Origin of the sequence: Sorangium sp. So ce119, assembly GCF_051524405.1 — a bacterium.
GTDB classification, from domain to species: domain Bacteria; phylum Myxococcota_A; class Polyangia; order Polyangiales; family Polyangiaceae; genus Sorangium; species Sorangium cellulosum_G.
Window position 1 is genome coordinate 9,647,831 of record NZ_CP150310.1, and the last position, 13,001, is coordinate 9,660,831.

At 70.6% G+C, this 13,001-nt stretch carries 11 protein-coding genes; 5 read left to right on the plus strand and 6 right to left on the minus strand.

Annotated features, from left to right (window positions below):
• The first annotated feature begins 73 nt into the window (after positions 1–73).
• The 4 genes from WME76_RS36495 to WME76_RS36510 all read left to right on the plus strand — a co-directional run bounded on the left by WME76_RS36495 (position 74) and on the right by WME76_RS36510 (position 4,945).
• On the plus strand, positions 74–1,009 hold the full coding sequence (locus WME76_RS36495; protein WP_437956802.1) for a LysR family transcriptional regulator: 936 nt from the start codon (positions 74–76) through the stop codon (positions 1,007–1,009).
• Positions 1,010–1,337: 328 nt separating this feature from the next.
• Complete coding sequence (locus WME76_RS36500; protein ID WP_437956803.1) at positions 1,338–2,198, plus strand: trypsin-like serine peptidase; 861 nt, start codon at positions 1,338–1,340, stop codon at positions 2,196–2,198.
• Positions 2,199–2,561: 363 nt separating this feature from the next.
• Positions 2,562–3,488, plus strand: coding sequence for a trypsin-like serine protease (locus WME76_RS36505; RefSeq protein ID WP_437956804.1), 927 nt, complete (start codon positions 2,562–2,564; stop codon positions 3,486–3,488).
• Between the two features lie 530 nt (positions 3,489–4,018).
• On the plus strand, positions 4,019–4,945 hold the full coding sequence (locus WME76_RS36510; protein ID WP_437956805.1) for a trypsin-like serine protease: 927 nt from the start codon (positions 4,019–4,021) through the stop codon (positions 4,943–4,945).
• On the opposite strand, the gene WME76_RS36515 is transcribed toward WME76_RS36510, so the two are convergent.
• The 4 genes from WME76_RS36515 to WME76_RS36530 all read right to left on the minus strand — a co-directional run bounded on the left by WME76_RS36515 (position 4,863) and on the right by WME76_RS36530 (position 8,354).
• Positions 4,863–5,951 carry a DsbA family protein gene (locus WME76_RS36515; protein ID WP_437956806.1) on the minus strand — a complete coding sequence of 363 codons (1,089 nt, stop codon included), beginning with the start codon at positions 5,949–5,951 and terminating at the stop codon, positions 4,863–4,865. The two genes, WME76_RS36510 and WME76_RS36515, sit on opposite strands and share 83 nt — an antisense overlap.
• Positions 5,952–6,064: 113 nt before the next feature.
• Entirely contained in the window at positions 6,065–6,796 is a 732-nt protein-coding gene (locus WME76_RS36520) for a hypothetical protein (RefSeq protein WP_437956807.1), read from the minus strand.
• A 144-nt stretch (positions 6,797–6,940) separates the two neighbouring features.
• Complete coding sequence (locus tag WME76_RS36525; protein ID WP_437956808.1) at positions 6,941–7,762, minus strand: hypothetical protein; 822 nt, start codon at positions 7,760–7,762, stop codon at positions 6,941–6,943.
• Positions 7,763–7,889: 127 nt separating this feature from the next.
• The gene (locus WME76_RS36530) at positions 7,890–8,354 is read right to left on the minus strand and encodes a methyltransferase family protein (protein WP_437956809.1); all 465 of its coding nucleotides are present in this window, start codon (positions 8,352–8,354) and stop codon (positions 7,890–7,892) included.
• 124 nt (positions 8,355–8,478) lie between these two features.
• On the opposite strand from WME76_RS36530, the gene WME76_RS36535 reads away from it, so the two are divergent.
• Positions 8,479–9,066 carry a TetR/AcrR family transcriptional regulator gene (locus WME76_RS36535; protein ID WP_437962194.1) on the plus strand — a complete coding sequence of 196 codons (588 nt, stop codon included), beginning with the start codon at positions 8,479–8,481 and terminating at the stop codon, positions 9,064–9,066.
• 458 nt (positions 9,067–9,524) lie between these two features.
• On the opposite strand, the gene WME76_RS36540 is transcribed toward WME76_RS36535, so the two are convergent.
• Positions 9,525–11,840, minus strand: coding sequence for a helicase-related protein (locus tag WME76_RS36540; protein ID WP_437956810.1), 2,316 nt, complete (start codon positions 11,838–11,840; stop codon positions 9,525–9,527).
• A gap of 240 nt (positions 11,841–12,080) precedes the next feature.
• A complete protein-coding gene (locus WME76_RS36545) occupies positions 12,081–12,992 on the minus strand; it encodes a hypothetical protein (RefSeq protein WP_437956811.1) in 912 nt (303 codons plus the stop codon).
• Positions 12,993–13,001: the final 9 nt, after the last annotated feature.

The window sequence follows — 13,001 nt, forward strand, 5'->3', positions numbered from 1 at the left end:
CTCCCCGGAACAAGAAAGTGGTATGTTTCTATGAACTCCATAACCTCCGGTTCTGGACCCTGCGCGCGCCACCATGACCTACGATCAGCTCGTCGCCTTCCTCGCCGTCGCGGGCGAGGGCTCGTTCAGCGCCGCGTCCGCGCGGCTGCACAAGTCCCAGCCGGCGGTGAGCAAGCTGGTGCGCAACCTGGAGGGCGAGCTGGGGGTCACGCTGTTCGATCGCCGCGAGTACCGCGCCACGCTCACCGACGCCGGCCGCCTGTTCCAGGAGCGCGCGGCGGCGGTCATCGAGAGCACCGAGGCGCTGCGGAGCTTCGGCATGCGGCTCTCGGGCAAGGTGGAGCCGATCGTGCGGCTCGCCGTCGACGCGGTGACGCCGCTCGGGCCGATCATGGACGTCTTCCGCGGGGTGCAGGCGCGTCATCCGCTGGTGCGCATCGAGCTCGGCACCGAGCGGCTGGCGGGCGCCGCCGACGCGCTGCGCGAGCGCCGCGCCGATCTCGCCGTCGCCACGAGGCTCGGGATCGACGCGTCCGAGGTGGAGATGGCGCCCTTCTGCGACGTGCGCGTGCTCCCGGTGGCGCGCTTCGATCACCCGGTGGCCACCTGCGGCACGCCGATCCCGCCGGCGCTGCTGCGGGCGCACGCGCAGATCGTCCTGCGTGACAGCGCGACGGGGAGCGCCTCGCCGTCGCTGAACGTGCTGGAGGGCGGCCTGCGCTGGAGCGTCACCGACGTCGCGGCGAAGAAGGAGGTGATCGCCGCGGGCATGGGCTGGGGCGGGCTGCCCGAGCACGTGGCCGCCGACGCGCTCGCGGCGGGCGAGCTGGTGAGGTTGCAGGTGCCCGAGTTCAAGGCCGACGTCATGGAGCTGTTCGTGATGCGTCGCCGTGATCGACCGCACGGCGTTGTCGCGCAGGCGCTCTGGGAAGCGCTGCGGCGCGGCGGCCGAGACGCCGGGGCGCCGGCGCCGGCCGGGAAGGCCCGGCGGGGGCGGAAGAGGGGCTGAGGCCGGGGCGCGCGTCGCCAGCGTGCCAGCGTGCCAGCGTGCCAGCGTGCCAGCGTGCCAGCGTATCTTCTGGGTGGGGGGCCTCCTGCACGATAAGAATGCGTGCTGCGCGTGCGGAGCGCCTGGCCTGACGTTTGCGACATGGGTCCCCGGAGGATGGCTTTCCTTCTCCCTCACGGGCTTCGGCAACGAAATGTGTGCGTCGCCCTGCGCGCCACGAACATGGCGCGGAACATCAACACTTACACTGGAAGCAACATAGCAGATGAGCAACAGGGATTCGAAGCGCTGTCTCGAAATGGGAGGACCTGGGCTCGCACGGATTCGCATGGGCGCGACAAGCGCGCTGCTCGCTCTGGCAGCCGTGGGGTGTAGCGCCGCAGACCCGAGCGATGATTTTTCCGACGAACCGCTCGGGACTGACGCGCAAGAGGTCCGCGCCGGCACGCCAGGCGGCGGAGTCGGCACCGTGGAGATCGGTGGCTGCACCGGAACGCTGATAGGTGTACACATGATCCTGACGGCGGCTCACTGCTTTGACGACGATCTCGGATCGGCGTTGTCGGGGACCGTGTTCACCAAGGTATCCTACGCGCACGCCGGGGGTACCTGGAGCTGCATGACGGGCCCCCCCGCGAATGCCAAGTGCGACATGGACCGGGGCGTCTTCGTGCACCGCTACCAGCAGGGATGGGACGCGAAGTATGACCTGGCCGTCGTCTTCACCAACCAGATGGCCGACTCGTTCCGCAACGTGACTGCCTCCGACGCTGCCGACGGATTCTACACAGGGAGCCTGTCTCCTGCGGAGCCCTATCGACTCTACGGGCGAGGCTACAATCACCCGGATGGCACAGGCAATGGAGTCATGCGCTACATGGACGACTCGCTGAACTGGGTAGGTGAGAGGCACTTCGTCACGGACGCGGGATACGACCGAGTTTGCTCGGGCGACTCGGGCAGCCCGTATTTCCTCAGAGACGCAGGCGGCCCCACCAAATGGACGTTCGGCATACACTCCAACAGGGACGATTCAGGCGACGCGTGCGCCGATGAGGGCGACAAGTTTCGGGGCATGCGGCTGACCCCGTTCCGGGCTAGCCAGATCAATGATTACCGCGCCGACCGAGGACTTCCGTCATGCGTGCATCCCTCGAGTTCATCCCCTGATTTCTGGGTCTGCCAGTGAGCGGCGACTGATCCAGACTGCTGCCGTGCCAGCGTGCCAGCGCGTCTTCTGGGTGCAGGCCCCTCCTGCACGATAAAGAGGAATGGTGTCCGTGCGCCTGGCCCGACGCTTGCTGTATGCGTCCCCGGATAATTCATCAGGTCCCGGGCGCCTGCATTAGCCGTCCCGCCGATCAAATAATGCGCGAGGAGCTCGCGCACGCGCTCCAGCAACCCGGGACAGATCCAGGAGCTGGAGCTCCATGCTTCCGAAGCGTCTGTGTCTCCTTCTCCCTCACGGGCTTCACCAGCAAGCCCGTGTGTCGCCCTACGTGCCACGAACATCAAATAGAACATCAAACAGCTACCGAAGGCTATATAACCTATGATCAGCGACCAGAATTCCAAGCTCTTCCGCGGGATGGGAGGACCTGGGCTTGCCTGGGTTCGCACGGGCGCAGCCGGCGCGCTGCTCGCTCTGGCAACCGTGGGGTGCAGCGCCGCAGACCCGAGCGATGACTTTTCCGACGAACCGCTCGGGACTGGCGCGCAAGAGGTCCGCGCCGGCACGCCAGGCGGCGGCGTCGGCACCGTGGAGGTCGGTCTCTGCACCGGAACGCTGCTCGGCCGGCACATGATCCTGACCGCGGCTCACTGCTTTGACGGCGATCTCGGATCGGCGCTGTCGGGGACCGTCTTCAGGACGATATCGTACGCGCACGCCGGGGGCACCTGGAGCTGCATGACAGGCAGCCCCGCGAGCGGGAAATGCCTGACGAACCGCGCCGTCTTCGTGCACCGCTACCAGCAGGGATCGGACGCGAAATATGACCTGGCGGTCGTCTTCACCAACACGATCGGCGGCGCGTTCGAGAACGTGACTGCCGCCGACGCTGCCGACGGGTTCTACACAGGGAGCCTGTCTCCTGCGGAGTCCTATCGATTCTACGGGCGAGGCTACGATACCCCGGATGGCACAGGCGCTGGAATCATGCGCTACATGGACGATTCGCTGAACTGGGTAGGTGAGAGGCACTTCGTCACGGACGCGGGATACCACCGAGTTTGCGTCGGCGACTGTGGCGGCCCGTATTTCCTCAAAGAGGGAAGCATCGCCACCAAATGGACGTTCGGCATCCAATCCAACATGGACTATTCGGGCACCGGGTGCGTCGCGGAGGGCGACAAGTTTCGGGGCATGCGGCTGACCCCGTTCCGGGCTAGCCAGATCAATGATTACCGCGCCGACCGAGGGCTTCCACCGTGCGTGCATCCCTCGAGCTCATCCCCTGATTTCTGGGTCTGTCAGTGAGCGGCTGCTGATCCAGACGGCTGCTCGGATGTCCGACCGCTCTCCGTCCCCTCGGCGAACGCCGTCCCACCGCTCCCCTTGAGGATGGCGAGCTCGGTCTTGATCCACCGATCGACCTGGCTCCGGACGATACCGCCAGCGTGCCAGCGTGCCAGCGTGCCAGCGCGCCACCGTGCCAGCGTGCCAGCGTGCCTTTCTGGGTGGCAGGCCCCTCCTGCACGATAAAGAGGCGCGATGTCCGTGCGGAGCGCCTGGCCCGACGTTTGCCAGAACGTTTGCTAGAGACGTCCCCGGATAACGCTTCAGGTCTCCGGCGCCCGCAGTAGCCGTTCCGAGGATCAAATGACGCGCGAGGAGCTCGCGCACGCGCTCCAGCAACCCGGGACAGGTCCCGTAGTTGGAGCTTCATGATTTCAAAACGTCTCTATTTCCTTCTCCCTCATGGACTTCAGCAGCAAAGCCCATGTGTCGCCCTGCGTGCCACGAGTACGAAGCATAACATTCAACATATAACGAAAGCGATACAACCTATGATCAGCGACCAGAATTCGAAGCTCTTCCGCGGAATGGGAGGACCTGGGCTCGCCTGGGCTCGCCTGGGCGCAGCCGGCGCGCTGCTCGCTGTGGCGACCGTGGGGTGCAGCGCCGCAGACGCGAGCGATGACGTTTCCGACGAACCGATCGCGACGGACATGCAAGAGGTCCGCGCCGGCACGCCAGGCGGCGGGGTCGGCACCGTGGAGATCGGTGGCTGCACCGGAACGCTGCTCGGTCGACACATGATCCTGACCGCGGCGCACTGCTTCGACAGCAGCCTCGGAACGGCGCTGTCGGGGCTCGTGAGTACCAGGGTATCCTACGCGCACGACGGGGGCACCTGGAGCTGCATGACAGGCAGCCCTTCGAACGACAAATGCCAGGTGAATCGCGACATCTTCGTGCACCGCTACCAGGTGGGATGGGACGCGAAATATGACCTGGCCGTCGCCTTCACCAGCACGATCGGCGGCGCGTTCCAGAACGTGACTGCCTCCGACGCAGCCGACGGGTTCTACACAGGGGAGCTGTCTCCCGCGGAGCCCTATCGACTCTATGGGCGAGGCTACGAAAGCCCGTCTGGCACCGGCGGTGGAATCATGCGCTGGATGGAAGACTCGCTGAACTGGGTAGGCGAGAGGCACTTCGTCACGGACGCGGGATGGGACCGAATTTGCAAGGGCGACTCGGGCGGCCCGTATTTCCTCAGGGACGCAGGCGGCCCCACCAAGTGGACGTTCGGCATCCAATCCAACATGGAAACTTCGGGCACCCAGTGCGTCGATGAGGGCGACAAGTTCCGGGGCATGCGGCTGAACCCGTTCCGGGCCAGCCAGATCAATGATTACCGCGCCGACCGAGGACTTCCGCCGTGCGTGCATCCCTCGGCTTCATCCACTGATTTCTGGGTCTGCCAGTGAGCGGCGACTGATCCAGGCTGCTGCTCGCGCCGCCCGCCGCCCCTCCGGCGGGCGCCGCCCCGCCGCTCCCCTTGAGGATCGCCAGCTCGGTCTCGATCCACCGATCGAGCTCCCCTTGCAGGCTGAACAGCGCCAGATCGAACTCCCGGCCATTGACCACGATGAACGGCGTCCCCGACAGCCCGGCACGGTCGGCCTCGGCCCTGTCGCGCGCGATCACCTTCGCGGCGGCTTCGCCCGCCATGTCGGCGCGGAACCGGGCCATGTCGAGGCCGATCCGCTGCGCATAGCCGAGCAGATCCTTCTCCTCGAGGCGCTGCTGGTTCTCGAACAGGAGGCGCTCCATCTGCCAGTAGCGGCCCTGGGCGTGCGCCGCGATGGCCGCGCGCGCCGCGGGCTCGGCGTGCGCGTGCGACCGCAGCGGATACACCTTGTGGATCAGCCGGACGTTCGGCGCGTGGCGCTCGACGATCTCGTCGAGGATCGGGACCGCGCGACCGCACGAGGGACACTCGAAGTCCGACCACACGACGATCTGCACCGGCGCGGCCTCCGGTCCGCGAGAGGGCGAGTCGGCGAGATCGATCTTCTTCACGTTCGGACCGAACCGAACGCCGTACGCCGACTGCGCCTCTGCGCCGCTCGCGCCGCCGCGGATCTTGTCGGCGAGGAGCTGCGCGGCGGGCACGCAGGCCGCGCAGGGGCGCGCCTCGCGGACGCACTGCGCGAGCGACACGGCGTGTTCGGCGCAGGGCGCGTAGAGCTGCGAGACGAGCTGCCACCAGGTATGGCGCTCGCGGCGAACGAGCTCGGCCGTGTTGACACCGGGCAGCTCCTCCGGCTCGCCGTCGGGGGCGTCGAGCGGCGCGGCGCCGGGCGGGCCGGGCAGCGGGACCGCGGGGGAGTCCGCGAACCGAGGCTCCTGCCGGTCGGCGCCGCCGCACGCGGCGAGCGCGGCGAGCGCGGCGAGCGCGAGCCGTCGGGCACCTGATTTCGGAATGAACACGCGCGGATGCTACACCGTCGTCGCCGCACGGCGAGGGGCGAAGCGCCGGTCCGGGCCGGCGGCCGCCCCCGACGCCGGCGACGGGTCGCGGGAGCGCGCTCCCGCCGTTCGACTCAGAGGGTGCCGCCGAATCCGAAGGTGGCGCCCTGGGGCGCGAAGCCGATCTGGGGCGCGAGGCGCAGGCGGTTGGCCACGTGGCTGTCCGGCTTCCGCACCTTCTCCTCGTACGGGAGGGCGGCGATATCGACGATGTTGGCCGTGAGCAGGCCAATGCTGCCGCCCAGGATGAAGGCAACAGCCTTGGGATCGACCCAGTCACCTTCGTCGGCTCTGCCGGCGTTCGCCGCGCCGATGAAGCCGCCCACGAGCGTGCCGCCGACGTTGAGACCGAGGCTTCCGAGGCTCTTGCCGACGTGTTCGTGCGCCGAGTGGATGATCGGGCCGCCGAGCAGGAGCCCGCTATAGCTCAGCAGCAGGAGCTCCGGGGCCTCCGCGCTGAGGGCGGCAGGCACGAGCACGAGACTCCCGCCGAGCACGAGGAGGTGCTGCCAGCCGTACCAGACGCGCTGCACCTGGGGTTTCGCGCCCACGCCGCCGCTCGCCGTCTGCCATGCACCAGCGCGCGATCCATGGGGCGGCGGCGGATACCCGGGCGGCGGATACCCCGCCGCGCCGGCAGGAGGCGAAGGAGACGCGCCCGCCGCCTCGCCTGCGCGCGGCGCGAGCGGCGCCGGCGAGACCTGCGGCGCGGAACCGGGCGGCGGCTCCGTCGCCCCCGCCTGGACAGCCGCCAACGTCACTGCCGCTGCGCAGCAGATCTTCAGTCCATCGCGCACCTTGCTCATCCCCCCGGCGCTCCTCTCTCCACGTCTCCGCTCTCTACCTGCGAATCCCCGGCGCTGCACCGGGATGAGGGGTCGCATTCGTGCCCTCCGAGGCAAGCGCGATTGGCGGCGCTGGTCGCCACCAGCAGCGACGCCGGGGCGCGCTCAGAAGCTGCCGACGAGGCCGAAGGTGGCGCCGCCGGGCGCGAGGCCGACCTGCGGCGCGAGCCGCAGGCGCGGCGAGCGGACGCGGAGGTAATCATAGCTCTCCACCGTCCCGCGCTCCTCGACCTCGAGGACGGCGATGTCGATGATGTTCGCCGTGACCAGGCCAACGCCGCCGCCGAGGACCAGGCCGCCGAGCGCCGCGAACCGATCGTCGGCCATGCTGCCGAGGAGCATTCCGATCATGCCGCCGCCGAACGTGCAGCCGGCGTTGAGGCCGAGGCTGATGAAGCCCTTGCCGAGGTTGCCGTTGGCCCAGTGCGTGACCGGCCCGCCGATCGCGGCGCCGCTGAAGCTCACCCAGGCGAGCCCCTCTGACTCGGTGGCGACGGCGATGGGCACGACGGCGAGGCTGCCGAGGAGCACGACGAGGTGCTGCCAGCCGTACCAGACGGTCTTCGGAGGAGGCAGCTCGCCGCCGGCCCCGCTCCCCGGCGGCCCGGGGATGGGGCTCCACGTCCACCCGGGGGGCGGCGGGGGATACCCGGGCGGCGCGCCCCATGCGCCGGCCGAAGGCGCGGGCCCAGGGGGCGGGCTCGCCGCGTCGCCAGGGGGCGGCGCGGGCGAAGGAGGCGGGCGCGCCCCGTCGCCCGGAGGCGGCGCCGGCGGCGCGGCTGCCGGGCCGCCCGTCGGCGCAGGCGACGCCGGCGAGACCTGGGGCGCCGGTGCGGGCGGGGGCTGCATGGCGCTCGCCTGCCCCGCCGTGAACGCCACGGCCGCTGCGCAGCACGTCCCCACCACCTCGCGAAGCATGTCTGTCACCCGGCGCGCCTCCGTTCCTCGCTTCTACTCCTTCCAGGCCGGTGTTGCTCCCTTCCTGCGCGCGATCCGGGCCCGCGCCCGCGCGCGCACGGCGAGGCCGTCCGAGCGACTCCGGCGGCGCGGGCCGTCAGATCCACCGCCGCGTCGACCGGGCGTAGGTCTCGTAGGCAGCGCCGAACCGGGCGCGGAGCCGCCGCTCTTCGAACGCGATGTACCATCGGTCGACGATCACGACGAAGACGGCGGCGAGCAGGAACGAGGCCGCGGAGCCGCTCAGCATCGCCACGCCCACGGCGGCGAGGCCCATGCCGAGGTACATCGGGTTCCTGGACAGCCGGAACAGCCCGCCGGTCACGAGCCGCGTCGGCTCGGCGAAGGTGTTGATCTCCGTCGCGGCCCGCGCGAACTGCAGGCGGGCCGCGATCGAGGCGACGACCCCGATCGCGAGGAGCAGGAGGCCGATCGGGCGGTACGGCTCCGGGAGCACCGACGGGCGCGGCATGAGGGCGTGCGTGAGCCCCATGGCCGCCGCCACGAGGAGGAAAAGAACGGGCGGGAGCAGATTGCGCGGGAAGGCGTTGGAGGTGATCATGAGCCGCCAGTCTGGGCCATCCGGCGGACCTCGGAGACTCGCGTTGGGAAGACAGACGACGAAGCGCCCACAGACGCCGCGCAAAGAGCCTCGCCAGGCGCGCTCGCGCTTCCTCGTCGAGACCATCGTCGAGGCCGCAGCTCGCGTTTTCGACGAGCATGGCTATGAGGGGGCGAACACGAACCGGATCGCCAGGATCGCGGGCGTGAGCGTCGGGTCGGTGTACCAGTACTTCCCGAACAAGGACGCCCTCGTCACCGCGCTGCACGAGCGCCACGTGCGCCAGATGCTCCGGCTCCTCGAGCAGGTCGGCGCGGTGGACGGCGGCGCCTCGCTGAGGGAGGCGACGGAGAGGCTCGTCGCCAGGGGCCTCGAGGTCCATCGGACCGAGCCGCGGCTACAGCGGCTCCTCCACGCCGACCTCCCGACGCTGGAGCAACGGCGCGCGCTGAGCGCCGCGAGCCAGGCGGTCTTCGACAGCACGCGGCAGCTCCTGTCGCGCCACAGCGCGGAGATCGCGCAGCCGGATCTCGATCTCGCCACCTACGTGGTCTTGCGCATGTTCGAGGAGCTCGTCCACGCAGCGGCCCTCGATCCGCCTCCGGGCGTCGAGGAGAGCGGCCTCCTGCGGGCAATCTCGGACGCGCTCATCGGCTATCTCACCGTCGCCGCGCCGCAAACGCCAGCGGCGAATCCCCCGGATCCGCCGTAGGCGCAACGCAGGGTCCGCGCGCGGGCTTCGTTCAAGCGCGCGGCGCCTCCCGCGCCGGACACCGGACGGCTGTGGGGCGGCCATGCGACGATGGCGCTTGCGACGAGATCCCGTTCAGGTGGACGCGATGGCTCTCATGGACACGGACCACGATGGCCAGATCTGACCTCGTCTACGCGCGCGCGGCTCGGTCCCAGCGAGGCCCGCCCAGCCGCTCGCTGCAGCCTTTTTCAGCGGAGAAATTCAACAGGGAGGCGGGGAGGCGGGGAGTGATTGAAGATTTTCCTCCCCGACTCCCTGTGAATTTCTCCGAAGAATTTGAGGGGATTCCTCAGGAGTTGACCAGCAAGCTCGTGACGGCCTTCGAGCTAGCCTATCCGTAGCTCAGCGTCCCACAGCCGACCGAGAACCCTCCGCAGAGCGCGCGCCGCTCGCCCTGCCAGAGAGCCCGTTCCCGCCTACCCGAGCAGCGACGCCGCGACGCGGGGCGCCTCCCGCGCCGGGCAGCCCATCCAGCTCGAGAGCCGCGCCGCGGGCTCGCCGCTCACGAGCGCCCGGTGCACCCGCTCCGCCACGTCCGCGCGGATCGCCCGCGTCCCGAACACCGGGTAGCCGATCGCCGCGTACGCCCTCGGGTCCACGCCCCGCGCGACCGCCACCGACACGGCGCCCGGCGCCGGGCAGGCGGGCACGCGGCCCCGGTCGAACCACGCCGCGCACAGCGCGAGCCGGCGCTCCAGCGCGCCGCGCCGGAGGAGCTGCTGCGCGTAGATCACGCGCTCGCCCACCTCGATGCCGTGCGCCGTCAGGAGCGCGCGGTCCTCCGGCGCGAGCTCCGCGATCTGATCGCCGGCGTCGCGCGCCGCCGCCGTCCCGAGGCCCTGCTCGAGCTGGTAGACGATCCCGCGCGCCGCCCCCTGGAGCCCGCGCACCCCGGGCGACCGCAGCGGCGCGAGGAGCTCCTCGACGAGATCGCGCGCGAACGCCACGAGCCGCCGCAGGACCCGCGACCGCGCCCCCGGGCCGAGGTCGTCGAGCGCCGCGAGCCGCACGTCGGGCAGGAGCAGCGCCGGGCCGCGCGCGAGTTGCCCGAGGAGCTGCTCGCCGTCGAAGATCCGCCCGGCCACGTCGACGGAGAGGCGCTCGTGCGGCGCCCCCACGATCGACTCGACCCACCGCGCCCGGTCGTCCTCGGGCGCGGGCGCCGCCGGCCCCGGCGCGAGCAGGGCGCGCATCGCCGCGATGCGCGCGAACGGGTGATCGGGCGCGACCTGCACCGGCTCCTCGACCTCCGGCCGGCGCTGCGCCGGGCGCGCTCCTGCCCGCCCGCTCGACGCCGCCCGCAAGCGGCCCGCCGCCCCGCCGCCGCGCTCGACGAAGCGCTGCACCAGCCGCTCGTGGAGCGCGTCGCTCAGGCGATCCTCGATCGCGCGCGTGCGGTCCTGCCACGCCCCCGCGTCGCGCACCCAGCGCCCGTGGTTCGAGATGTAGGTCCACGTCCGGATCGACGCGATCCGCGTGATCAGCGTGTCGATGTCGCCGCCCACGTCGTCGATCTCGGCCACCCGCGCGGCCATCCAGCCGGGGTCGAGCGCCGCGCTCGGGCCCGAGAGCTGCCCATAGATCTCGGCGAGGAGCGCGACGTGCGACTCGAACAGCAGCTTGCGGAAGTCGGGGATGCGGCACACCTCCCAGAGCAGCCCCACGGCCTCGCTGCCGCGCGCGCGGGCGCGGATCTCCGGGTCCTCGGCGAGCCGCGCCAGGGCGGCGGCGTCCTCGGCGTCGTAAACGAGCTTCAGGCTGCGGGCGGGCGGGGGCTCGCGGAGCGACGCGAGGAGCGCGTCGATCGAGCTCGGGTCGAGCTCGCTGTTGCGCCAGCGCAGCCGCCGCACGGCGGGGAAGCGGTGCGCCTCGATCGCGGCCGCGACGCCGTCGGGGAGCGACAGCGGCGCGACCGTGCCGAAGGTGCCGTCCGCGAGGTGCCTGCCCGCGCGGCCGGCGATCTGCGCGAGCTCGGCGGGGTCGAGGTCGCGCACGTCGCGGCCGTCGAACTTGCGCAGGGCGGCGAACGCGACGTGGCGCACGTCGAGGTTGAGGCCCATGCCGATCGCGTCGGTGGCGACGAGGTAGTCGACCTCGCCCGACTGGAACATCGCGACCTGCGCGTTGCGCGTGCGCGGCGAGAGCGCGCCGAGCACGACGGCCGCGCCGCCCCGCTGCGCGCGCAGCCGCTCGGCGATCTCGTAGACCTGCGGGGTCGAGAACGCGACCACGGCGCTGCGCGGCGGCAGCCGCGAGAGCTTGCCGGCGCCGGCGCTCGCGAGGCGGGAGAGCCGCGGGTGCTGGACGAATTTGGCCGTGGGGACGAGCTCGGACATGAGGGGCCGCATCGTGTCGGCGCCGAGGAACCAGGTCTCGCGCCGCCCGCGCGAGAGGAGCAGCCGCTCGGTGAACACGTGGCCGCGCTGGTCGTGGGCGGCGAGCTGGATCTCGTCGATGGCGAGGAAGTCGACCTCGAGGTCGATCGGCATCGCCTCGACGGTGCACACCCAGTAGTCCGGCCGCCTGGGGACGCGCTTCTCCTCGCCGGTGACGAGCGCGACGCGGGCCTCGCCGACCCGGGTGGTCACGCGGTCGTAGACCTCGCGCGCGAGAAGCCGCAGGGGCAGGCCGATCATGCCCGAGTCGTGCGCGAGCATGCGCTCGATGGCGCGGTGGGTCTTGCCGGTGTTGGTCGGACCCAGGACGGCGGTGATCGCGGAGGCGTCGGCCATGCCACGCGCAGCTTAGTACTGGATGCCGCAAAGACTCCCCGGCGCGACGGAAGAGCGCGCGCCCGGCGCGAGCAGACGGGCTCGTCCGTGGTTCGCGGCGGCGGGGTACGCGGCGGCGGGGTACGCGGCGGCGGGGTACGCGGCGGCGGGGTACGCGGCGGCCGGGAGGTTGCCGGCGAGAGCCTGCGGAGGGCAAGGGCGGCGTGCCCGAGGCGCCGCGGGACCACGCCACGCACGCGCTCAGAGCCGATGGACCTCGATGCGGTAACTGCCCGGTCCACCGTAGACGAGGATGTCCATGGGACGATCGCCCGGCTGCAGACCCCGAAAACGCAGGGTTTCGCGTTCGCCAGGTTGCACGAGGGCTCGCTCGGGAACGCCGATGTCGAGCGGCGCACGGTCCATGAGGGGGGCGATCGTCTCGAGGGCCCGCACCAGATCGTCGATGGACCGGAGATCGGCCCTGGTGTGCACGTGGTAGCCAGGCATGCTCGCCTCCTCGACGTGCGCCGCGTTACCATGCCAGATGCGCGCGTATTGATCCCACGCCGGCCTGAAGGCCGGCACCGCGAGCGCCTGCGCCATCGCCTCACCGATCAGGTGCCCATGGACCGTCAACGAACACCCGTATCCATCGTCGAGCCCACCCGCTGCGCCCCACCACGGCTCGCGCTGGAAGGCATAACGCTCGAACATCGTGATGTAGGACGCATAGACAGGCGCGCAGAAGCCAGAGTCCTCCGGATCCCAGGGCGGGCTGGCAGGCCAGCCTCGATAGATCGTGCCCTCGCGGTCCATCCAGAACTCCATCAGCTCGGAGCCGTGGATCGGCAGGAGCACCTCCCCTCTGAAGACGAGGGCGTCGGAAGGTCCGAAATCGGGGCGGCTCGAGAGTGCGCGAAACGTGGCGAGCTGCGTCTTGTCGCCGAGGACGACGCCGCCCGCACGCGCCTCGAGCTCCAGCACGGGGTCATAGACAGGCAAACCACGCCCGGCGAGCATGCGGGCGAGCTCGATAGGCAAACAGGTCCCTGAGGGGTCGCGCCGGACGTCGAGCCGATCGAGCACAGCCGCGGCGTGCTCGCTCAAGACATCGAGCAATGCCAGGCTCGCCCTCGGTCGCTCGGACGGATCTACGCTGATTTCGGTCATCTCATTGCC